Annotated in this window: 21 protein-coding genes and 1 pseudogene; 12 read left to right on the top strand and 10 right to left on the bottom strand. The window is 63.0% G+C overall.

Features of this window, described 5'->3' with window-relative positions:
* Positions 1-414: 414 nt before the first annotated feature.
* Together ACQPYR_RS32930 and ACQPYR_RS32925 are read left to right on the top strand one after the other, a co-directional pair.
* Complete coding sequence (locus ACQPYR_RS32930) at positions 415-1,002, top strand: hypothetical protein (protein WP_433622742.1); 588 nt, start codon at positions 415-417, stop codon at positions 1,000-1,002.
* Positions 989-3,280 carry a tetratricopeptide repeat protein gene (locus tag ACQPYR_RS32925; protein ID WP_433622741.1) on the top strand — a complete coding sequence of 764 codons (2,292 nt, stop codon included), beginning with the start codon at positions 989-991 and terminating at the stop codon, positions 3,278-3,280. Before ACQPYR_RS32930 ends, ACQPYR_RS32925 begins: the two co-directional genes overlap by 14 nt.
* Positions 3,281-3,699: 419 nt before the next feature.
* Here ACQPYR_RS32925 and ACQPYR_RS32920 read toward each other — a convergent pair whose 3' ends face one another.
* Both ACQPYR_RS32920 and ACQPYR_RS32915 read right to left on the bottom strand, forming a co-directional pair.
* Positions 3,700-4,380 carry a class I SAM-dependent methyltransferase gene (locus tag ACQPYR_RS32920; RefSeq protein ID WP_433622740.1) on the bottom strand — a complete coding sequence of 227 codons (681 nt, stop codon included), beginning with the start codon at positions 4,378-4,380 and terminating at the stop codon, positions 3,700-3,702.
* A 258-nt stretch (positions 4,381-4,638) separates the two neighbouring features.
* The gene (locus ACQPYR_RS32915; protein WP_433622739.1) at positions 4,639-5,094 is read right to left on the bottom strand and encodes an NUDIX hydrolase; all 456 of its coding nucleotides are present in this window, start codon (positions 5,092-5,094) and stop codon (positions 4,639-4,641) included.
* 64 nt (positions 5,095-5,158) lie between these two features.
* Here ACQPYR_RS32915 and ACQPYR_RS32910 point away from each other — a divergent pair, with 64 nt between their 5' ends.
* Both ACQPYR_RS32910 and ACQPYR_RS32905 read left to right on the top strand, forming a co-directional pair.
* Complete coding sequence (locus ACQPYR_RS32910; RefSeq protein WP_433622738.1) at positions 5,159-5,323, top strand: hypothetical protein; 165 nt, start codon at positions 5,159-5,161, stop codon at positions 5,321-5,323.
* A gap of 85 nt (positions 5,324-5,408) precedes the next feature.
* On the top strand, positions 5,409-5,606 hold the full coding sequence (locus ACQPYR_RS32905) for a hypothetical protein (protein WP_433598837.1): 198 nt from the start codon (positions 5,409-5,411) through the stop codon (positions 5,604-5,606).
* A gap of 189 nt (positions 5,607-5,795) precedes the next feature.
* On the opposite strand, the gene ACQPYR_RS32900 is transcribed toward ACQPYR_RS32905, so the two are convergent.
* Both ACQPYR_RS32900 and ACQPYR_RS32895 read right to left on the bottom strand, forming a co-directional pair.
* Positions 5,796-6,629, bottom strand: a complete 834-nt coding sequence (locus tag ACQPYR_RS32900) for an SAM-dependent methyltransferase (protein WP_433622737.1) — start codon at positions 6,627-6,629, stop codon at positions 5,796-5,798.
* Between the two features lie 206 nt (positions 6,630-6,835).
* A complete protein-coding gene (locus tag ACQPYR_RS32895; protein ID WP_433622736.1) occupies positions 6,836-7,807 on the bottom strand; it encodes a DUF5996 family protein in 972 nt (323 codons plus the stop codon).
* 429 nt (positions 7,808-8,236) lie between these two features.
* On the opposite strand from ACQPYR_RS32895, the gene ACQPYR_RS32890 reads away from it, so the two are divergent.
* The 3 genes from ACQPYR_RS32890 to ACQPYR_RS32880 all read left to right on the top strand — a co-directional run bounded on the left by ACQPYR_RS32890 (position 8,237) and on the right by ACQPYR_RS32880 (position 10,490).
* Positions 8,237-9,061, top strand: coding sequence for a hypothetical protein (locus ACQPYR_RS32890; RefSeq protein WP_433622735.1), 825 nt, complete (start codon positions 8,237-8,239; stop codon positions 9,059-9,061).
* Between the two features lie 79 nt (positions 9,062-9,140).
* Positions 9,141-9,458, top strand: a complete 318-nt coding sequence (locus tag ACQPYR_RS32885; RefSeq protein WP_433622734.1) for a hypothetical protein — start codon at positions 9,141-9,143, stop codon at positions 9,456-9,458.
* Positions 9,459-10,043: 585 nt separating this feature from the next.
* Positions 10,044-10,490, top strand: a complete 447-nt coding sequence (locus ACQPYR_RS32880; RefSeq protein WP_433622733.1) for a phage tail protein — start codon at positions 10,044-10,046, stop codon at positions 10,488-10,490.
* A gap of 83 nt (positions 10,491-10,573) precedes the next feature.
* Here the strand turns inward: ACQPYR_RS32880 and ACQPYR_RS32875 are convergent, their stop codons facing one another.
* The 3 genes from ACQPYR_RS32875 to ACQPYR_RS32865 are packed head-to-tail and all read right to left on the bottom strand — an operon-like array spanning position 10,574 to position 12,723.
* On the bottom strand, positions 10,574-11,254 hold the full coding sequence (locus tag ACQPYR_RS32875) for a GntR family transcriptional regulator (RefSeq protein ID WP_433622732.1): 681 nt from the start codon (positions 11,252-11,254) through the stop codon (positions 10,574-10,576).
* Entirely contained in the window at positions 11,241-11,972 is a 732-nt protein-coding gene (locus ACQPYR_RS32870; RefSeq protein WP_433622731.1) for a maleate cis-trans isomerase family protein, read from the bottom strand. The genes ACQPYR_RS32875 and ACQPYR_RS32870 overlap by 14 nt, the downstream gene beginning before the upstream one ends.
* 10 nt (positions 11,973-11,982) lie before the next feature.
* Entirely contained in the window at positions 11,983-12,723 is a 741-nt protein-coding gene (locus ACQPYR_RS32865) for a maleate cis-trans isomerase family protein (protein WP_063040696.1), read from the bottom strand.
* A gap of 85 nt (positions 12,724-12,808) precedes the next feature.
* Here ACQPYR_RS32865 and ACQPYR_RS32860 point away from each other — a divergent pair, with 85 nt between their 5' ends.
* Positions 12,809-13,774 carry a D-2-hydroxyacid dehydrogenase gene (locus ACQPYR_RS32860; RefSeq protein ID WP_433622730.1) on the top strand — a complete coding sequence of 322 codons (966 nt, stop codon included), beginning with the start codon at positions 12,809-12,811 and terminating at the stop codon, positions 13,772-13,774.
* Positions 13,775-13,862: 88 nt separating this feature from the next.
* Entirely contained in the window at positions 13,863-15,254 is a 1,392-nt protein-coding gene (locus tag ACQPYR_RS32855; RefSeq protein ID WP_433622729.1) for an amidase, read from the top strand.
* Here ACQPYR_RS32855 and ACQPYR_RS32850 read toward each other — a convergent pair.
* Complete coding sequence (locus ACQPYR_RS32850) at positions 15,230-15,463, bottom strand: hypothetical protein (protein ID WP_433622728.1); 234 nt, start codon at positions 15,461-15,463, stop codon at positions 15,230-15,232. The two genes, ACQPYR_RS32855 and ACQPYR_RS32850, sit on opposite strands and share 25 nt — an antisense overlap.
* Before the next feature lie 29 nt (positions 15,464-15,492).
* On the opposite strand from ACQPYR_RS32850, the pseudogene ACQPYR_RS32845 reads away from it, so the two are divergent.
* Positions 15,493-15,750: pseudogene (locus tag ACQPYR_RS32845) on the top strand (class I SAM-dependent methyltransferase); the annotation flags it as partial.
* Positions 15,751-15,850: 100 nt separating this feature from the next.
* Here the strand turns inward: ACQPYR_RS32845 and ACQPYR_RS32840 are convergent.
* Together ACQPYR_RS32840 and ACQPYR_RS32835 are read right to left on the bottom strand one after the other, a co-directional pair.
* On the bottom strand, positions 15,851-16,345 hold the full coding sequence (locus tag ACQPYR_RS32840; protein ID WP_433622727.1) for a DUF3830 family protein: 495 nt from the start codon (positions 16,343-16,345) through the stop codon (positions 15,851-15,853).
* A 16-nt stretch (positions 16,346-16,361) separates the two neighbouring features.
* Positions 16,362-17,609: an aspartate aminotransferase family protein gene (locus ACQPYR_RS32835; RefSeq protein ID WP_433622726.1), complete on the bottom strand. Its 1,248-nt coding sequence runs from the start codon at positions 17,607-17,609 to the stop codon at positions 16,362-16,364.
* A gap of 123 nt (positions 17,610-17,732) precedes the next feature.
* Between ACQPYR_RS32835 and ACQPYR_RS32830 the strand changes: the two genes are divergently transcribed.
* Positions 17,733-19,205, top strand: a complete 1,473-nt coding sequence (locus ACQPYR_RS32830) for an NAD-dependent succinate-semialdehyde dehydrogenase (protein ID WP_433622725.1) — start codon at positions 17,733-17,735, stop codon at positions 19,203-19,205.
* A gap of 23 nt (positions 19,206-19,228) precedes the next feature.
* On the top strand, positions 19,229-20,326 hold the full coding sequence (locus ACQPYR_RS32825; protein ID WP_433635311.1) for a tartrate dehydrogenase: 1,098 nt from the start codon (positions 19,229-19,231) through the stop codon (positions 20,324-20,326).
* The last annotated feature ends 47 nt before the right edge of the window (positions 20,327-20,373 follow it).

Below are 20,373 nucleotides of genomic sequence, written 5' to 3'. Positions count from 1 at the left end.
CGGATCGCATCCGACCACCCGAGGTGATCAACTTCAGCGTGCGGTATGCAGCGTCTCGGCGCGACTTCTTGCGGGCGAAGGCCGAGGAAATAGCCAGCGACACGACCAAACCTAGCCAAACCGCCGTCGGCGCGGCGGCGAGTGCAGCGACCCACAGCGGGGCATCTAGCCGGGCAACCTCGGCCACCGCAGCCACATTTGTCGTCACTGCTACCGGCACCGCAAGACTCGTCATTGGGTCGACCCCTTCTCCACCGTTTCCTCGTGCTCGTCTCAATGGCACACTTCAACGATGGGTCACGCCCGAAGTGCCTGATCGCATGTGGTTAAGCGAACGATTTCGGCGGACGCCCAGCGGTGTAGACCGGTACCTGGAACACTCAAAACTGGACAAAACTGGACGGAAGTGGGGGAATGGGCATCCAAGTGCCAGCTGAGGAGGAACTCCCGCCCAGCCCGCATCGAGACCTCGTCCTAGCGATCCACGTCCTTTACTCGGCGGCGGGCAAGCCCGCGGTACGTGACATCAGTGACTATCTGGACACCAGAGACGATCTGGATGGCAATCTCGGACGACAAGCAATCAGCGATGTCCTGCGTGGCTCGAGCCTGCCTCGGTGGCGCAACCTCGAAGCGCTGGTGCGCGGATTAGTAGCACTGCAACGGGTTGGTAAATTCGATACTGAGGATGTCATTACAAAAATCCATACGTTGTGGAGTCTGGCGGATGGAGGGGCGGTACTCGATATTGGCATTAGCCATTTTGCGCCGCACTTTCGCCGAACAATAAATTCAACGAGCCCAGCAATTCCTCCCTCAGAAGCGTCTCCGGAGGATGATCGAAGCGTTGAGTCGACATCTTCGGAACCAATCAGCGGCCTATTGCTGCGACAGGAGCCGTTACTACGAGTTTGGGGTCAAAATCAGCAACCCTTGGACATCTTCGATCGCCAGATTGCCCGGGAAGTCTTAGAGAAAAGAGATGGCAATGGCCAGCGATGACAAGAAGGTGACAACCCAATTCAACTCCGGCGTCAATCGCGCATTGTATCTGACTGATGGCAAACTGTACCTAGCGTTCGGTGGCCCTGACTATCGAACGGGTCGGGACATCGGCATTCTGAATTCACCGTCAAAATCAATTCGGGACGATCGGCGCCGAGAAGAAGACGAGTCAAATCACCGGCTTTCTGAAGCACATGAACTGGTCGAAGCTAAACGAAGTTTGGTCAGTTCCGAATCTGAGTCCGATCTGACGGACTTCGCTGCAGCACTTAACCATTTGGGGGAAGTCTTCTCGACCCTAGGACGTTTTTCTGAAGGCGCGGAGGCGATAGGGGAGGCGGTTGTTATTCGTCGCCGTTTGTTCGAGGAGGATCCGGGTGCGGTCGATAATCTTGCCGATCTCGCTACTTCGCTAAACAACTTCAGCACCGTGTTGGCTGAATTGGGTCGTTTTGATATGGCGCTTCAGGTCAGCGAGGAGGCGGTTGTTATTCGTCGCCGTTTGCTTGAGGAGGATCCGGGTGCGGTCGATAATCTTGCCGATCTCGCTACTTCGCTAAACAACTTCAGCACCGTGTTGGCTGAATTGGGTCGTTTTGATATGGCGCTTCAGGTCAGCGAGGAGGCGGTTGTTATTCGTCGCCGTTTGCTTGAGGAGGATCCGGGTGCGGTCGATAATCTTGCCGATCTCGCTACTTCGCTAAACAACTTCAGCACCGTGTTGGCTGAATTGGGTCGTTTTGATATGGCGCTTCAGGTCAGCGAGGAGGCGGTTGTTATTCGTCGCCGTTTGCTTGAGGAGGATCCGGGCGCGGTCGATAATCTTGCCGATCTCGGATCTTCGCTAAATAACTTCAGTAATCGTCTTGTGCAAACAGGAAATATTGCAATGGCCCTGCAAGCTGCTGAAGAGGCGTTTTCTATTTATTCGCATGTGGCTAATTTCGATCGAGCCATATTCGGGCAGCGCATGATTATTTCTATGTTGAACCTTGCCAGTCTTTATGCACGCCGGGGCGCACTCACGAGAGCTTCCGAGTTATACGAGATTTCAGTGTCTGATGCGGAGCGAATCCTCGGTCCGGATCACCCGGATACGATCGCCAGCCGTAATAACCTTGCTGGGGTTTATCAGTCGACTGGACGTTACGGCGAAGCCCAACGGCTCTATCTAGATGTCATCAGCGGCCAGGAGCGAATCCTCGGCTCGGATCATCCCGCTACGATCGCCAGCCGTAATAATCTTGCTGGGGTTTATCAGTCGACTGGACGTTACGGCGAGGCCGAACGGCTCTATCTAGATGTCATCAGCGGACGGGAGCGAATCCTCGGCTCGGATCATCCCGCTACGATCGCCAGCCGTATTAATCTTGCTGGGGTTTATCAGTCGACTGGACGTTACGGCGAGGCCGAACGACTCTATTTGCAAGCTGTGACAGATAGCGAGCGGCTCCTTGGCTCGGATCATCCGGATACGATCGCCAGCCGTAATAACCTTGCTGGGGTTTATCAGTCGACTGGACGTTACGGCGAGTCCGAACGGCTCTATCTGGATGTCATCAGCGGCCAGGAGCGAATCCTCGGCTCGGATCATCCCGCTACGATCGCCAGCCGTAATAATCTTGCTGGGGTTTATCAGTCGACTGGACGTTACGGCGAGGCCGAACGGCTCTATTTGCAAGCTGTGACAGATAGCGAGCGGCTCCTTGGCTCGGATCATCCGGATACGATCGCCAGCCGTAATAACCTTGCTGGGGTTTATCAGTCGACTGGACGTTACGGCGAGTCCGAACGGCTCTATCTGGATGTCATCAGCGGCCAGGAGCGAATCCTCGGCTCGGATCATCCCGCTACGATCGCCAGCCGTAATAATCTTGCTGGGGTTTATCAGTCGACTGGACGTTACGGCGAGGCCGAACGGCTCTATTTGCAAGCTGTGACAGATAGCGAACGAATCCTCGGCCCGGACCACCCCGACATTCTAGTCACCCGGCATAATCTAGCTGTTTTGCGCGCCAAGAGTGGAAATATAGTCCAGGCTGTAATTGAGTTCGAGCGACTGCTGACCCAGGAGACGCGAGTCTTGGGAATTGACCATCCTGGTACCCTTCAGACTCGGCACAATCTGGTCTTATTGCGCGCGAAGGATGAAGACCCCGCCGACACGAAACTTGAACTTGAGCGGCTACTCGCAGACGAGATGCGTGTTTTGGGACCAGAGCACCCTCAAACTCTACGAACCACGAATCGGCTGAGCCGTGAGGGAAGGGATTGATCGCTGTCGAATTCGTTCCGGGGCTTAACACAGCCTGCAAAGCAGCCGGGCCAACTTCACCGATCACTCGAAATCAGCGATAGTGAACGCCCACAGGTTGCAACCTCGGACGGTACGCGATACCGGGATTGAACCTGAGCTGCTCTGTGACGCATCAAGATCGCAACGTATGCCGACCGACAGCAATGTATTCCACCCTTTTGCAGACTGCTGACCAGGGTATCGCCTGGTCAGGACAGTGTTCGCAGTGTTTGATCTCATAATCCATTGGTCGCGGGTTCGAGCCCCGCCCGCCCCACAAACACCAGCGTGGCCGACCTCCGGGCATTGCAAGGATGGCGGGTCGGCGCCGATCGTCCTGGGGAACCGTTGCCAATCATGGTGCGTCGAATCCGGGAGATTGCGTCGGCCGATTCGGGCTAAGTGCGTCGGCCATCCGTTTTGGTCGCTGCGCCGATAATCAGCGGTCGGACAATGGGGACCATCATTCCCCGCCACGTCGCTTCCTGGACGTCGTCGAGTTCCAATCCGGATGCCCGGATCAGCTCGAGCGTGGCGCGGTTGCAGCGGCAACCCTCCGCGAACCGGCGCCACGGGCCTTCGAGGCGGTCTTGCCAACGGGCAAGTCGCGGCGACTGTGAGCGGACGTGTTCGACGAACAGCAGCCTGCCGTCGGGGCGCAGCACGCGCTTGATCTCGCGCAACACCGCATCGGGGCTGTCGACAGTGCACAAGACAAGCGTGGAGACGACCGTATCCACGGATCCTTCCGTGAACGGCAGCTGATCCGCCGACGCGTCGAGCACCTTCGCCCGACGTGGGGTGCCGCGCAGCCGCCGGTCCAACCGCGCACGCATCGCGGCCTCGGGTTCGGTCAGGATCAACTCATCAAGGTGGTCGGGGTAGTACTGCAGGTTGAGACCGGTACCGCTGCCGAGCTCGACCGTCCGTCCTCTTGCGCGGCCGAGCAACTGGCGCCGACGAGCCCCCATGCCCGCCCGCTCGCCTCTCCACAGGAGCGGGTCGTACAGTGCCGCGAACGCCCGCGCCCACAGGTCCGAGCCCTGTCCGGCCGCCGCCGGTGCGGTGCCACTGGTCATACACTCGACTATACGTCGGCAGGCGTTGTCGCGAATCTCCAGCTACCTCGACCGAGGCCCGTTCGGAGGAGTAGGCGGTCTCGCTGCGCAGTTGCGACTACGGCGCCGCCGCAGCGGCGTAGCGCCGTGGGTGTCGGTGGCGCGGTTCTGGTTCAAGATGGACTATCAGACGGCTCCGCATCTTGTATAACAGCTCAGTTCCCGGACAAGTTCTGAATTCCCGGACCGGTGGACGGGGCTTGCTGAGCCGCACATGCCTCAGTGCTGGATCAACCCACCGATCGGGACGGGAGGAACATGGCCCGTCGCCGGAACCGTCCGAGCCAGGGCGAGGCCGATATCCACAAGTGAAGATCGACGCAGGCAGGCTACATCAGGTATCGGGATCCAGATCGACTCAGCGGTTTCACCATTCGGCTCAGGCCGGAGCCGGCCGCCGGTGACGCGCACCTGATAGAAAATGCCGACATTCTGGTGCTCGGTACCGGCCCGCGCAGCGGCAGCGGGGATGACCCTCGAGTCCACGCCGAGCAGACGTTCAACGATCCCGTCGCATCCGGTTTCTTCAGTGAGCTCCCGGGTCACCGCATCGAACGGATCCTCCGCGTGCTCGACCCCACCACCCGGAAGAGTCCAGCTGGTTTCGCCACTCGGTGGAACGTGGCAGGCGAGCAGAACCTGTCCCTCCTCGATGCATACGGCGTACGCCGCCAATCTGAAACTCATCCCATAACCTCCACCGAACCCTGTCCCGACCTCGTCCGCCTGAGGTATGGGTGTGTACCGAGCGCATCTGTGTGGAACCCCGGACTACGACGAATTTGTCGACCAGGTCGTATCGAATCTGCGGGCGCTGCGATACGGCGTCGGCGGCCCGGACATCGATGCCGATCTAGGGGCGATGACCTCCACCGCGCAGATCGAGCTGGTCAGGCGCACATAATCCGAAAGTAGCAACATGGTGCCGGTTCCGCGAAGTAGCCTACGGTTCCATGAGCGCATGTGAGGTTTGCGGTAACGATTACGCTATGCCGATCGTCGTCGAAGCTCAGGGAACGCGGCATGTCTTCGACTGCTTCGAATGTGCGATCCACCGCATGGCACCTATCTGCGAGCACTGCGACTGCAAGATCATCGGCCACGGAGTGGAGTCAGATGGTCGATTCTTCTGCTGCGCGCATTGCGCCGTGTCCGAGGGTGCCAAAGGTTTGGTCGACCACGTGTGAGGGCGGTGCCGCTCGGGACCGAGGGGGTATCGACTCGCCGCGGTACCGTCCCGCTGGGCTGCTGTTGCTCTCGTCCAGGCGGCGAATCACGTTCGACGGCGGGTGCCAGCCCGGCGACCGTATCGATGCCTGGCTGATCATCGACAACTGTGCTCGTCCCGGGTCGGTGTCCTGGGTTCGGGGGTTGTATTACTTGCGTGCAACGCCCGCGTAGGCGGACACCTGCGCGTCCATTTTCTTCGGGGGTGCGACACCGTCCGGGTGCCAGCGGTGCGGCACCTCTACACCGGGATCGACCAGCTCTAATCCCTGGAAGAACCGCATGAATTCGTCTCGACTTCGAACTTGGCATGGCAGGCCGCTTCGGCGGTAGATGTCGACCACGGTAGCTATTGCCGTCGGATCGAAGTCGGGCGTGACGTGTGTCATCACTAAATACGAGCCAGGGACGAGCTCGGCCATCAGAGTATCGACGATTCCGTAGGCATCCTGCTCGTCGGGGATGAAATGCATCAGGGCGTTGAGACTGAGCGCGACCGGTTGGGTCAGGTCCAGTGTCTCGAGCATTCCTGGGGCGTTGAGGATCTTTTCGGGTGTCCTGACATCGGCGGAGACGTAGTTGGTACGCCCCTCATGTGAACTGACCATCAATGCTCTGGCGTGGACGAGCACGATCGGATCGTTGTCGACGTAGACGACTCGCGCGTCAGGCGCAACCTGTTGTGCCACCTGATGCAGGTTCGGCTCGGTGGGGATACCGGTTCCGATATCGAGGAATTGACGAATGCCCGCGTTTGTGAGGAACCGTGTCACGCGGTGTATGAAGGCCCTGTTCTGCTGGGCGGCCACCCGCACTCCCGGCCAGATGCCCACGACCTGTTCAGCCGCTGCCTCGTCCGCGCTGTAATGGTCCTTGCCACCGAGGTAGTAGTCATACATTCGGGCGGTGTGGGGCTGATTCTGCCGCAGGTCGACCGGAGAACCGGGTTCTACGGTCGGAGTCTTTTCATAGTCGAGGCCCATGCTTGCCACGCTAGTCTATCCGGCGCCTTTGATCTGGCCATCGGTCCGCCCTACCGTCGGATCCGAGATAGCAAGCGTTGGACCGAGTTTCGCGCCCCCAGCAGCCATTCTTGCTGGCGCGGGCCGGGCGAGAAGTCGCATGCGATCGTCGATAACGTCCCCGCGCAAACGCCGTGACGTGCTCGAACGTTTCCTGTGGCGGACGGTCAGCGCAGTGACCAGGGTGCGGCGGCTCGCTGTTGAGCCCACCGATGTGGATCGCATTCGAGTGTGCTGCGATCCCAATGGCCGAGTTCGGCTGCGGCCTCATATGTTTCGTGGAGGAACTCGGCGACCATGGCATTCGGATCGTTCGCGGTGCGGACCGTTTCATAGGGTAGGACGAATTCACCCAGGTTGGGGTCGTAGGTTGCGCCGGGCACCTGCAGGCGGCGTTCGCGGTAGCCGTCGGGTTCGGGATAGGTGTAGGCGTAGAACGCGCCCTCCGCACCACCGCCGGGCCAGAATCCGCAGCTGCTGAGTTCGTGTGAATAGCCCTCCACCATGACCCAGTCGGCGCAGTGCGGTGCGCCGCCGCTGTGTTCGGGAGCGGTCCGTCCTGAAAAGCGTGTGTAGGCAAGATCCATTGCGCCCCAATAGAAATGAACCGGACTGGTCTTGCCGGTATAGCCGGAGCGAAACTCGTTGAGCAGGCGGTTGGCATGGACGAGTTGCCGCCAGAACGCCTGCGCGGACGTCGGATCGTAGAAGGCGTGCTGGGTGTCCTCAGCGAACGGGATCGACAATTCGACTTCATTGGGGTGCCCTTGAATTCGGGTCTCGAACCCGAGTTCGTCCAGCGCTTGCATGGTTTCGGTGTAGAACTGCGCCACCGGTTTCGGCGCGAGTGCCACGGTGCGGGTATCGCCGTTGTCGGCGCGGATGACCAATCGGTGTGCGAGGAAATCGAATTCGATATCGAAGAGGCGGTCGGCGTAGGGGATTGCCGAGGTCGTCAGCCCGCGCGGGCTCACATACAGGGTCACCTGCCACCAGTGATTCAACAATGGTGCGTGGGCGAGCCGGATCTTCCCCACCACCTGTGTCCACATGTGCAGGGTGTCACGCGTATCCGTCCAGTCCGCCACACGCAGTTGCGGCCACGTCGCGGTGGAATTCGATGCCGACAGCTCCGACATGTCAGTATTCCCTTCGTCGCTGGATTCGCTTCAGTCGCGGATTCCGCGGCGCATCGATATCGACGCGATAGCCGCCGCCGTTGAGGAATGTCCACATGGCGTGCATATCCGCGGAAGATTCGTCACACACCCCAATCCGAGCAGTAGGTCCGAAAGTGCCGACGTAGCTACCGTAGCGCGAACTCGAAGCAAAAGGCCGTGGCACCGTCCGCTGCACCTCGTCGGCTCATAACCCAGAGATCGCAGGTCGATCCCGCGCAGAAGCAACACCTCGACGTCCACCATGACGTAGACCTCGGCGATGCGGACCACGACGTCCCGAGTCGAGCGGCCGCGGCAGGCTCGTCGGCGCAGTTCGACGGCGATACGAGGCCGGTTTGCACGCGACATATTCACTACGCGTTCAGCCGGGGCGAGTAATCCGAAGTCATGGTGACCCAGCCCGACCGGGCGATGCGGTCCAACGTGCTCGAGCGCGATTGGGCCATCGATATTGTGCGCGTCTGCTCGATCACGGTGGTGGTTGTCGTGCACTGGATATCGATCAGGGTCACCGTGGTCGATGGTGTCGTTCGCGGCGACCAGGCGCTGCACGGGCGACCCGTCTGGGGTACTGACCTGGCCGCTGCAGGTGATGCCGATGTTCTTCGTTGCGGGTGGATTCGCCAACACCCTGATCGTCGACCGATACCGTGCCCGAGGCCGAACCTACGGGGACTATCTCGGGTTGCGGGTGCGGCGACTGACCACCCCGATGATCGCGCTGATCCGTTCATCGTCGCAGTCGATGTCGGCCTCGACGCCTTCTCCGAACCGGCCGCTGCGGCGGCCGCCGATATCGTCGCCAGCCCGCTGTGGTTTCTCGCGGTGTATCTGATCGCGGCCATGGTCGCGCCGTTTGCCGTTCGCGCACACGATGTTTCGGCATTGCTGGCGCCGGTGGTGTTGCTGGGCTGCTCATTCGCGGTGGACGTGCTGCGCTTCGGCGGGGTGAACCGGTTCGCCGAATGGAATCTGATATTCATCTGCCTGTTCTGCCACCAGATCGGAATCCTTTACGCCCGTGGGACATTGGGCCCTGTCGGGGACGGCGGTGTGCTGCTGATAGCGGTTGCGGGTATCGGCGTGCTGATCGTCATGGTGGTGCCGGGACCGTACCTCCGACGATGCTCGGGCTGGCCGATGGTGACAGCTGCACAAGCCGAACGAGGTCTCGATGGGGGCCAGCCGTCGCGTCCCTTTGGCGGTTCCTGACTAGGTACCGGTGCCGAGCGTGGCGATCGGGGTCGCAGTCCGTGGCGCTACGATCAGCCCAACGTTCTGAAAGGAAATCGTGACCAAGTCGACGGCTTTCGCCGCTGTGCTCGCTGCGGCCGCTGCCGCTCTGCTATTCCTGCCCGCCGCCCCCGCGCACGCCCAGTCCCCCCACTGCGCCAAGGCCATCGAGCTGATCAACATCGCGATCGACACGAGCGGCGGCACCCTGGACGGGGCGACGGCGACAGCGCTGTCCAACAGGCTTAGCGGCCTGGCCGATCTGGCCCAGGGCGCGGAGAAGGATGTCATCGCCGCCTACGCCTACGCGCTGGCAGATGAGAACGTCGCCAACCTCGACCCCTACACCGACGAACTCAACCGCGTCTGCGCCTGACCACTACCAGGCCTGAGTTGCTGAGCTGAAGCTAAGTAATCTCGAGGCTCGTCGAGATCGCTGGATGAGCGGCTCGAGAACAATGTATCTGCTCGAATGCTCTGTCCTGGCGAGCATTTCGCCTGGTCAGGACAGTGACATTTCAAGACCCCACGTCGTCTGCGTACCGGGGGTGTCGTCCTTCGCCATTTCGCTACGCAGTCGGATGATCGACCAGCCGGGCTTTGATGGTCTCCCCGAGATCGCTCATGGGATGCCCTCATCCACAGACAATGGTTCACCGTCGCCAGGAGTTCCGGACCCGGATCGGCAAATGCCCGCTTGGATCGAGTTGGGCGGTTATTGCCAGAGTCGGGGTAGCCAGTGGCGCCATCGTCGCAGTGGCACCCTGCTTATCGGGGCGGATAGGTCCGATCTGCTGCGGACTTGCCATGGATCATCGCATGATGGGTGATGTGGGTATGGCCCCACGGGTTCTGGCCGAGTTCGTTGTGCTCTCCATGACGTAGACGATGGCGCGACAGTATGTGCAGGTCTCGCGGATGGCGAGGACTGTGCCGCGCCCCGACAGGCAAGGAGATTCCCATGGCTATCGGCGACACGATCAGCGGCTCCACCTTCATTGTCGATCTGGGAAAGTTTCAGGTGGAAACGGTTGAGCAGATCAGTGGGCTATCGCTCGCGGAGGACGCGGTCGAAATCAAACAGGTGACTCCGGATGGCGAGGTGATCGTCGGCACGCAGCCGGGCTCCGCGCGCAGTGGGGAGATCACGATCATTCGCGGGTTGGACCAGAGCAGGGTGTTCACCGAATGGATCTATACGACCATGACCATGCGAGATGTGGATGATGCTCGCCAAGACATCACGTTGATGGTGCTGGACCCGAATAAGAAGCCGGTCAAGCGTGTGCACTTGGCGCGCGCTCGGGCGTCCGATTGGCGGGGGCCGTCGCTGGATGCCGGAGCGAACAGTCCGGCGACGGAAGCGGTGACGATCGTCTACGAGGACATCACGGTCGAGAACACCTGAATGTCGGCGCGGACCGAGCAGCAGGCGGTCATGATCGGTGGCTTCGAGCAGTGAACGATAGCTGGGCAGCACCCCCGAGATGCTCAGGTCGCCTGCTCACCGAGGGTGTACTGGTGGTGCAGGCGCTGGACCGCGTCGTCCATGTGCTCGACCAGTAACGTGCGTGCCTTGCGCACTGGCCCCGAGCCGATCGCATCGCGCAGTTCGACGTGCTCTCGTGCTTGTTCACGCAGGTCCGGATACGTTGTTTGCAACGCCCCCAAGCACATTCGGGTTTCGATCAAAAGGGTGCGGGCGGCGCGCACCAGGCGGGGGCTGCCCGCGCTGTCTACGAGGGCCTCGTGGAAGGCTTGGTCGGCGTCGGAAACGCCTGCGGCGTCGCCGTTTTCGGCGTGGGCGCACATGGCGGTGACGCTGGGTTCCAAAGCCGCATAGGTGATATCTCGGCGGCCGTCGAGGATGAGGGTCAAGGCGCCGCCTTCGATGGCGGTTCGGGCGCGGTAGATGTCGACGACGTCGTCGATGGTCAGTTCGATGACGAAGATGCCGCGGTTGCGGATGCTGTACAGCAGGCCCTCGGTGAGCAGGCGCTGCAGTGCTTCGCGGACCGGGCCGCGCGATACGCCGAATCGGGTCGCGAGGTCGGCCTCGCCGAGTTGGGCGCCCGGGGCGAGGTTGCCGCGCATGATCGCTTCGCGGAGCCGGTCGGCGATCATTTCCGCCGTCGACTGCCGGTTAACCGGCTCGAAATCAACGACCGACATGGATATGCCTTTCCGAGAAGAGAGAGCCGAGCACCCCGGATGCCACCGTGCTGCCGGTAAGTCGCAGGCCCTCCCAGATGGTGACCTGATTGGCCGTCAACACGATCTTGCCCAAGCGGGCCTCGAGTTCCGGCAATACCCCGAGAGTGTGCATGGCGGTGTCCGGGATCAGCAGCGCTTGCGCGTCGGGATGATCGTTGGCGGCCGCCAGCTCGCGCACCTGCTCGGCGGTCAAGGTGCCGACTTCCGCGGCGGTGTCGATGCCGGCGCTGGAGAAGGCGACCACTTCGATTCCGGCATCGGCCAGAAACTCCACGAACAGCCGCGCTACCTCGTCCGGATAGCTCGCTGCGATCGCGACGCGGCGCACGTCGAGCGCCTGCGCTGCCGTGACGAAGGCGAGGCTGGTGCTCGAGGCTGGTACTCCTGCAGCCGAAGCCAGCTCGCGCACCTGTTCCCGCGCACCCTGCGGTCCGTATACGAAACTCCCTGAGGTGCAAGCCCAGACGACGGCGTCGGGCTTGTCCGATGCGAGCAGTGCGGCGCCGCGGCGCAGTTTGTCCGGACTGCCCAGATCGAGCAGCTCCGGAATGGCGTGCAGATCGGTTCCGTAGATGTGGGCCACCGGCAACCGCACGCCGAGCAGCGATGCGGCGAGCGGGTAGTCGTCCTCGGCCGCGTGGTCCGGGTAGATGAAACCGACGGTGGGTGCCTGCATGTTCTTCCAATCAGAAAACGTTGAGTAGCCACTTTCCCGGACCGGTCATCGGCAGCTTCATCCGGCCCAGGCAGGCCCACATGGTGAGCTGATTCGCGGTGAGTACGGGTTTGCCGAGCGCCTGTTCGAGCGGCTCGATGACGTCGTAGGTGGGCAGGTTGGTACAGCTGACGAAGATCGCCTGGGCCTGCGGGTCGTCCGCGCCGACGATGCGTTCGGCGATGGTGCGGTAGTTGACCTTCCAGATGCCGCCGCCCAATCCCAGGTGGTCCGAACGGATTACGGTGCAGCCCGCCTCGGCGAGGAAGTCGTGCAGTTTGTGGGTGAGGATTTCGTCGTAGGGGGTGAGTACCGAGACTCTGCTGATGTCCAGATGTTGGATCGCCTCCACGAGTGCGCCGGAAGTGGTGACGGCGTCCTGCGCGCCGGCCCGGCAGATGGTGTCGCGCAGTGACCTCTCATAGGCGAGCCCCCTGATGAAACTGCCCGAAGTACACAGGTAGGCAACGACTTCCGGCTCGACATGCATCACATCGCGCGTCGCCGCCGTCAGATGTACCGGGTTGGAGACCAGCTCGGCCATCGCCATCGAAACGGGCACCGGTTCATACGGCGTGCGGGCCAGGTGCAGGCTGACGTCGAGCGGCGCCCAGCGCCAGAGTTCGCGTTCGAGTGCGAGGTCGAACGGTGCGATGATCCCGATCCCCCGTTGTGCAACGGGCCCTTCGATATCGGGAAAGCCGAGTTCCAATGCGGCCCCTCTCGCGCTCAGCCGTCAGACCTCCGAGAACGATCGGATTGTTGACAATCATACGATGCGATTTTAGTGTGTCAATGTGGAACAGGGCCCGATTGTCACCGTCCTGCACAGTGACAGTGTGCCCGCCGCGGACCTCATGGCCCCGGTGGCCGATCGAGCCGAAGTACGGTACACGGAAGCGCCCGGACTCGCCGACGCACTGCGCGGCGCCGACGCGTTGTTCGTCTACGACTTCCTGACTCGCGCGATCCCCGGGGCCTGGCACGCGGCCGATCGTTTGCGCTGGCTGCATATGGGTTCGACCGGGGTGGATCCGGTGATGTTCCCCGAACTTCGGGAAAGCGAGGTCGTGGTCACCAATACACGTGGCGTATTCGATACGGCCATCGCGGAATACGTCTTGGGGCAGATCCTCGGTTTCGCCAAGGATCTGTCCGGATCGCTGCGTTTGCAGCAACGCCACGAATGGCGGCACCGCGAATCCGAACGCATTTCGGGCGCCTGCGTCCTGATAGTCGGAACCGGCTCGATCGGTCGCGCTGTCGCGCGGTTATTGCGCGCGGCCGGTATGACCGTGCGGGCGGTGGGACGCCGGGCGCGGGCCACCGACCCGGATTTCGGCACTGTGAGCACCGACCTGCTCGCCGAACTTCCCATTGCCGATTACGTCGTCGCGGTCGCGCCGTTGACGCCGCAGACCCGGGAAATGTTCGATGCCAAGGCATTCGCCGCGATGAAACCACATGCAAGGTTTGTCAATGTCGGCCGTGGGGAACTCGTTGTGACCGACGACCTTCTCGCCGCACTCAGCACCGGATCGATAGCCGGGGCAGCACTCGATGTGGTGGATCCGGAACCGCTACCGGCGCGGCATCCGCTGTGGGATCTGCCGAATGTGCTTATTACTCCGCACAATTCGGGTGATTTCAGCGGCTGGCGAACCGAGGTCGTCACGGCGTTCACCCGCAATTTCGATAATTGGATCGCCGGCCGGACTTTGGACAACGTGGTCGATAAAGAGCTGGGGTACGTGCCCGGCTGAAGGAGCCTGCCGTGAGCGAACGAAGTGAGCGAACCGTGTGCCGGCGCGCCTTGCGCATGCCGGAGCCGAGCGTCAGCGAGGTGCAGGCATGAGCTATCCGGACAGCAATACGCAACCGGCCGCGATGACCGCCGTCGAATTGGTCTCGGCCTACGCGGCCGGCACCCTGTCCCCGGTCGAGGCGACCGAGGCGATTCTGGAAGCCATCGCGGCGCGCGACGGTGAGGTGAATGCCTACTGTCTGGTCGATCCGGATCGCGCATTGGTGCAGGCGAAAGATTCTGAGGCGCGCTGGAATTCGGGTTACGCCCGCGGACTGCTCGACGGCGTACCGATTTCGATCAAGGACATTTTCCTGACCGAGGGCTGGCCGACTCGGCGCGGCAGCACCTCGGTCGATCCGAGTGGTCCGTGGCAGGTGGACAGCCCGGTCGCGGCCCGGCTGCGCGAGGACGGGATGGTGTTCCTCGGGAAGACGACGACGCCCGAAATCGCTTGGAAGGGGGTCACCGACAGCCCGCTGACCGGCATCACCCGCAACCCGGTAGATCCCACGACAACCTCGGGCGGATCCTCCGGCGGCAGCGCGGCTGCGGTGGCGGCGGGGATGGGTCCGGTGTCGGTCGGCACGGACGGCGGTGGGAGCATTCGCATTCCGGCCGCGTTCTGCGGCATCGTCGGTTTCAAGCCGACGCACGGCAGGGTCCCGCTGTATCCGGCGAGCCCGTTCGGTCCGCTGGCACACGCCGGGCCGATGACCAGGACGGTCGAGGATGCCGCGCTGCTCATGGACATTCTGGCGCTGCCCGATCCGCGCGATCCGACCGCGCTGCCGCCCACGGTGGCGACCTTTCGCGGCCAGATATCGCGTGAGGTGCGTGGACTTACCGTCGCCTACTCGCCGACGCTCGGTTATGCGCAGGTCGACCCGGAGGTTGCCGCGATCGTGGATTCGGCGGTGCGGCGGCTGGCCGATGCCGAGCTGCGGGTCATCGCCACGGATCCGGGTTTCGAAGACCCGCGCGACGCATTCGAAGTGCTGTGGGCCGCCGGTGCGGCGACCATGTTGGCGAAATTCCCGGACGGCGCGCGCGAGAAGGTGGACAAGGGACTGCGCGCGGTGTGGGAGCGCGGCGAAACCGTCAGTGCCGTCGACTATCTCGACGCCCGCGCGGTTGCCGCCCAACTGGGCATCACCATGGGCGCCTTCCATGACACCTACGACCTGCTGATCACCCCGACGATGCCGATCACCGCATTCGAGGCGGGGCACGATGTCCCGCCCGGCAGCGGGCTCGACGGCTGGCCGCAGTGGACGCCGTTCACCTATCCGTTCAATATGACCCAGCAGCCCGCGATCAGTATCCCCGCGGGCAAGACCGCCGCGGGGCTGCCGGTCGGACTGCAGATCATCGGACCGCGCCACTCCGATGATCTGGTCCTCGCGGTTGCCCGCTACGCCGAATACGTCCTGGGCTGAGTCGCGTCCTCGGGATTGGTCACCGAAGAGGACTGCAGTCGAGCAACCAGGAGTCCCTGGAAACGCGGGCACGTCATGATGTCGTCGTACGGGCATTCGCCCTCGAGCATGTCGAGTGCGGCCTGCGCCCGGGCGATCCGAGCCAGCAGCCTCTCACGGTGGCGGACCGTCACCTCGTGGCGGGCTGGTGCGGACCGGGCGGCCAGCATCGTCCGGATGTCGCCGAGTCCGTGCGGCCATGTCCACGTTGCTCACCGTGCTCGACGCCTTCGACGATCTGCCCCAGGTCCGTAACCTGCGAGAACACACCTACGAAGCGTTGGGCGACACCGTTATGGACGTCGGTTGCGGGAGCGGGCACGCCGTCGGCGAGCTGGCCGCTCGCGGGGTGCGGGCCATCGGCATCGACCTCGACCCCGCCATGATCGAGGTCGCCGTCGAGCGCTGGCCCGCAGGCGAGTTCCATGTCGGCGATGCCACTGCGCTGCCGGCATCGCGGGAGAAGGTGTTTGGTTCGACAGCCAAGTCGCTAGGGCACGCGACGATCGGCTGTTCGTCGCCGTCCCGATCTTTCTCGCCTCCGGGACTCGCGCCGATTAGACGCGGGCGAATGCCAAAGTTTCGCCTTGGACACCGTGCAGCCAGAGCGCGTTGCACGCCGTCGCGATATCGGCGAGGCCCTCTTCGATGGTGGCGAAGACATTTCCGGGCACCCAGCCCATATCCCCGTTGATCAGTAAGTTGTTGCGGCCGTAGAACAAAGCGAGGTCGGTGGCGCCTTGCTCGTGGTGCGCCGCCGTACCGGGCTCGTAGCCGTAGGCCGGGTTGCCGATCTCCCACGCTTCGAAATCGAACAGGCACACGTCGCCCGGAATGGGGGTGACGGTCGGGTTTTCCCGATGCGGTGCCGCAATGATCCGGGGCAGCAGGGTGTACACCTCGTTGCGGGCGTATTTGGCGTGGAAGGCGTCGCCTTCTTGCGGCAGCGCATCCCACACCGCCGCGCAGGTCCGTGGTGCCTCCGCGTCGAGCAGTCGGGCTCGGCAGGTGACGCCCGCCTTGGTCAGTGTGATCGAGATATAGCGGGCCATCGGTTCTGCCTCCTGGTCACGCGGGGAGTTCGGCGAGCACGGTGGACCAGATCGCGAGCGCATCGTCGATCTGGGTATCGGTCACGATCAGCGGCGGGATCATCCGCACCACGTTCATATACGCACCGCAGGTGAGCAGCAGCAGCCCCTTCTCGACCGCGAGCCGCTGGGCCGCGACGGCGGTCGCGGTATCGGGTTCGCCTGTGGCGGTGGTGAATTCGGTGCCACAGAGCAGTCCTAGACCGCGCACATCGCCGATCGCCTTGGTGGCGCCCTCGCGCAGTCCGGTCAGCAGTTGCGTGCCGCGCGCTGCGGCGTTGTCCACCAACCCCTCCGATTCGATCACCTCGAGTGTGGCGATCGCCGCCGCACAGGCCACCGCATTGCCGCCGTAGGTGCCGCCCTGCGAGCCCGGCCAGGCCTTGGCCATCAGCTCGCGCGGGGCTGCGATTCCGGACAGCGGGAACCCGCTGGCCAGGCCCTTCGCAATGGTGATGACATCGGGCCGGACGTCGAAGTGCTGATGTCCGAAGAACTTTCCGGTCCGGCCGAAGCCGGTCTGGATCTCGTCGAAGATGAGCAGAATGCCGTGCCGGTCCGCCCGTTCGCGCAGCCCATGGAAGAACGTGGCGTTGCCGGGGATGTAGCCGCCCTCACCGAGCATGGGTTCGACCACGAATGCGGCGGTTTCGGCGGGGGAGGTGACGGTGGCGAAGAGGTAGTCGAGTTCGCGCAGTGCGAAGTCGGTGGCCTCGGCCTCGGTCCAGCCGTAGCGGTAGGCGGTGGGGAATGGTGCCACGTGCACACCGGACATCAGCGGGCTGAATCCTGCGGAGAAGCGGGTGCCCGAGGTCGTCATGGTCGCCGCCGCGACAGTGCGACCGTGGAATCCGCCTTGGAAGACAACGATATTCGGCCGTCCGGTGGCCTGGCGGGCCAGGCGCAGTGCGGCCTCGACCGCCTCGCTGCCGGAGTTGGCGAAGAACAGCGTGTCCAGACCTTCGGGCAGCACCGTGCCGAGTCGCTCGATGAGTTCGAGCAGCGGCCGGTGCATGACGGTGGTGTATTGGCCGTGGATCAGGCTGGCGACCTGGGCCTGGGCCGCGGCGACCACGTGCGGATGGCAGTGGCCGGTGCTGGTTACGCCGATGCCCGCGGTGAAGTCGAGATAGCGGCGGCCGTCGGTGCCGTAGAGGTAGCAGCCCGATCCGTGGTCGACGGTTACCGGGGTGGCCTGCTTGAGAACGGGGGATAACTCGGTCATGATCCGCCTCCCGGGCGCGTATCCGCTGATTGTCTATTGTCGGATTGTTGACAATATGCATAACATGGGCACGGGGTTCACAGCAATGGCCGAAGGCCGCGTCGGGAATGAAAAGGAGCCCAAATGCTCACCGAAACCGCCCTGACCGCAGCCGAACGCGCCGCGATCGACACGGTTCCGACCGGACTGTTCATCGACGGCGGGTGGCGTGGAACAGCCGCTTCGCTCCCGGTCACCGATCCGGCAACCGGCCAGTTGCTCTGTGCGGTGGCCGATGCCGATGCGACCGATGGACTGGACGCCTTGGCCGCGGCCGATCGGGCACAGGCGGAGTGGGCGCGAACGACGCCGAGGCAGCGCAGCGACATCCTCATGGACGCGCACCGGGCACTGCTCGGCGATACCGAACGACTCGCACTGATCATGACGCTGGAAATGGGTAAGCCACTGGCCGAGGCGCGCGGTGAAATTGCTTATGCGGCAGAGTTTTTCCGGTGGTTCGCCGAAGAGGCGGTCCGTCTGGACGGAGGGTACATGCCTGCACCCGCGGGTGGTTCGCGCTTCCTGGTGACCAGACAGCCGATCGGTCCGAGCCTGCTCATCACGCCGTGGAACTTCCCGATGGCGATGGGGACCCGCAAGATCGGTCCGGCATTGGCCGCAGGATGCACCTGCATCGTGAAACCCGCTGAGCAGACACCACTTTCGATGCTGGCGCTGGCCGACATCCTGGATCGAGTCGGTGTCCCGGCGGGGGTCGTCAATGTGATCACCACATCCGATCCGGCGGCGGTCATGACGCCGCTGATTCTGGACAGCCGTTCGCGCAAGCTGTCGTTCACCGGTTCGACCGCCGTCGGAAAGTTGCTGCTCGAGCAGTGCGCACGGACCGTGATGCGCACCTCGATGGAGCTCGGCGGGAATGCGCCGTTCATCGTATTCGACGACGCGGACCTGGATGAGGCCGTCGAGGGCGCGCTCGCGGCGAAGATGCGCAATATCGGGCAGGCGTGTACTGCGGCGAACCGAATCTTCGTGCAGCGCAGTGTCGTTGACGAATTCGCGACTCGGCTCGCGGACCGGCTGAGGGCGCTGCCCATGGGGCGTGGGACCGAACCGGGAGTCGTCGTCGGCCCGCTGATCGACGCCGATGCGGTGGCCAAGGTGAGCGGTCTCGTCGCCGATGCGGTCCGCCGCGGGGCCACCGTGCGTACCGGCGGCGCTGCCCGCGAGGGTCTCGGAAACTTCTATCCCGCAACGGTATTGACCGATGTTCCCGATGACGCCGAGATGTGCCACACCGAGATCTTCGGACCGGTCGCAGCGATCGCCGCATTCGATACCGAAGACGAGGCCGTCGCGCGCGCAAATAACACGCCATACGGATTGGTGAGCTATGTTTTCACCGAAAATCTGCGGCGCGGACTGCGGGTGTGTGAGGCACTGGAATCCGGCATGGTCGGCTTGAACCAGGGAGTAGTGTCCAACCCCGCCGCACCGTTCGGCGGCGTGAAAGAATCCGGGCTCGGCCGTGAGGGCGGACTCACCGGCATAGACGAATTCCTGGAGACCAAATACATCGGAGTGCGGATATGAGTACAGCAGCGCGGAGCGATTCCATGTGGGGTGGCGGTCGGGCGAAGTATCGGATAGCTGCGATTCCCGGCGACGGCATCGGTGTCGATGTCACAGCCGAGGCGGTAGCGGTACTGGACGCGGTGCTGCCCGGTATCGAATGGACCGAATTCGACTGGTCCTGTGAGAATTACCTGCGCACCGGAGCGATGATGCCCGCCGACGCGCCCGGTCAACTGGCCGGATTCGACGCGATCCTGCTCGGTGCGGTCGGCTTTCCCGGTGTACCCGATCATATTTCGCTGTGGGGTTTGCTGATTCCGCTGCGTCGCGCCTTCGCCCAGTACGTGAATCTGCGTCCGGTCCGACTGTTGCCCGGCACCGAATCGGCCTTGCGCGACCGTACCGCCGAAGACCTGGACATCCTGATCGTGCGGGAGAATTCCGAGGGCGAATACTCCGCGATCGGCGGCATGCACCATCCCGGCCGCACCGATGAATTCGTCCGGCAGGAATCGATCTTCACGCGGGTCGGCTGCGAACGGATCATCCGGTACGCCTTCGAACGGGCTCTCGAACGCGACGGCCGCCTGTGCTCGGCCACCAAATCTAATGGGCTGCTGCACTCGATGCCGTACTGGGACAGCATCTTCGAGCGCATTTCCTCGGAATATCCGCAGGTGGAGACCCGGCAGCTGCATGTCGACGCGCTGGCCGCCGAAATCGTGCTGCATCCGGATCGGCTCGATGTGATCGTCGGGTCGAATCTCTTCGGCGATATCCTGTCCGACCTGGCCGCCGCGGTGACGGGTGGCCTCGGCCTCGCCCCATCGGGCAATATCAATCCCGAGCGGACGGCGCCGTCGATGTTCGAGTCAGTACACGGTAGTGCGCCCGATATCGCCGGCCAGGGCATTGCGAATCCAGTCGCGCAGATTCTTGCCGGAGCAATGCTGTTGGAGCACTTGGGCGAATACGCGGCTGCCGCGGCGGTCGATCGCGCGGTCTGCGATGTCCTGCGCGAAGGTCGAATTCGCACACCGGATCTCGGCGGCGCCGCGACGACCGGTGAGCTCGGCAGTGCCATTGCGCACCGTGCGGCCGAATTGGTCGAGACCGGGTCGGTATTCGCACAACCTTAGATCCGTATCGTCATGTGACCGCAAAGAATTCGGCAGGCCGATCGCAA

Source organism: Nocardia sp. CA-120079, assembly GCF_050955745.1.
Taxonomy (GTDB): Bacteria; Actinomycetota; Actinomycetes; order Mycobacteriales; family Mycobacteriaceae; genus Nocardia.
The sequence above is the reverse complement of the archived record's forward strand: the minus strand, read 5'-3'. Positions and strand labels throughout refer to the sequence as shown.

What these genes read in the sequence shown, in the direction of transcription:
- ACQPYR_RS32930 (WP_433622742.1), top strand. Translation starts at nt 415, where the DNA reads ATGGGCATCCAAGTGCCAGCTGAGGAGGAACTCCCGCCCAGCCCGCAT.
- ACQPYR_RS32925 (WP_433622741.1), top strand. Translation starts at nt 989, where the DNA reads ATGGCCAGCGATGACAAGAAGGTGACAACCCAATTCAACTCCGGCGTC.
- ACQPYR_RS32920 (WP_433622740.1), bottom strand. Translation starts at nt 4,380, where the DNA reads ATGACCAGTGGCACCGCACCGGCGGCGGCCGGACAGGGCTCGGACCTG.
- ACQPYR_RS32905 (WP_433598837.1), top strand. Translation starts at nt 5,409, where the DNA reads ATGCCGATCGTCGTCGAAGCTCAGGGAACGCGGCATGTCTTCGACTGC.
- ACQPYR_RS32900 (WP_433622737.1), bottom strand. Translation starts at nt 6,629, where the DNA reads ATGGGCCTCGACTATGAAAAGACTCCGACCGTAGAACCCGGTTCTCCG.
- ACQPYR_RS32895 (WP_433622736.1), bottom strand. Translation starts at nt 7,807, where the DNA reads ATGTCGGAGCTGTCGGCATCGAATTCCACCGCGACGTGGCCGCAACTG.
- ACQPYR_RS32890 (WP_433622735.1), top strand. Translation starts at nt 8,237, where the DNA reads ATGGTGACCCAGCCCGACCGGGCGATGCGGTCCAACGTGCTCGAGCGC.
- ACQPYR_RS32880 (WP_433622733.1), top strand. Translation starts at nt 10,044, where the DNA reads ATGGCTATCGGCGACACGATCAGCGGCTCCACCTTCATTGTCGATCTG.
- ACQPYR_RS32875 (WP_433622732.1), bottom strand. Translation starts at nt 11,254, where the DNA reads ATGTCGGTCGTTGATTTCGAGCCGGTTAACCGGCAGTCGACGGCGGAA.
- ACQPYR_RS32870 (WP_433622731.1), bottom strand. Translation starts at nt 11,972, where the DNA reads ATGCAGGCACCCACCGTCGGTTTCATCTACCCGGACCACGCGGCCGAG.
- ACQPYR_RS32855 (WP_433622729.1), top strand. Translation starts at nt 13,863, where the DNA reads ATGAGCTATCCGGACAGCAATACGCAACCGGCCGCGATGACCGCCGTC.
- ACQPYR_RS32850 (WP_433622728.1), bottom strand. Translation starts at nt 15,463, where the DNA reads ATGCTGGCCGCCCGGTCCGCACCAGCCCGCCACGAGGTGACGGTCCGC.
- ACQPYR_RS32840 (WP_433622727.1), bottom strand. Translation starts at nt 16,345, where the DNA reads ATGGCCCGCTATATCTCGATCACACTGACCAAGGCGGGCGTCACCTGC.
- ACQPYR_RS32835 (WP_433622726.1), bottom strand. Translation starts at nt 17,609, where the DNA reads ATGACCGAGTTATCCCCCGTTCTCAAGCAGGCCACCCCGGTAACCGTC.
- ACQPYR_RS32830 (WP_433622725.1), top strand. Translation starts at nt 17,733, where the DNA reads ATGCTCACCGAAACCGCCCTGACCGCAGCCGAACGCGCCGCGATCGAC.
- ACQPYR_RS32825 (WP_433635311.1), top strand. Translation starts at nt 19,229, where the DNA reads ATGTGGGGTGGCGGTCGGGCGAAGTATCGGATAGCTGCGATTCCCGGC.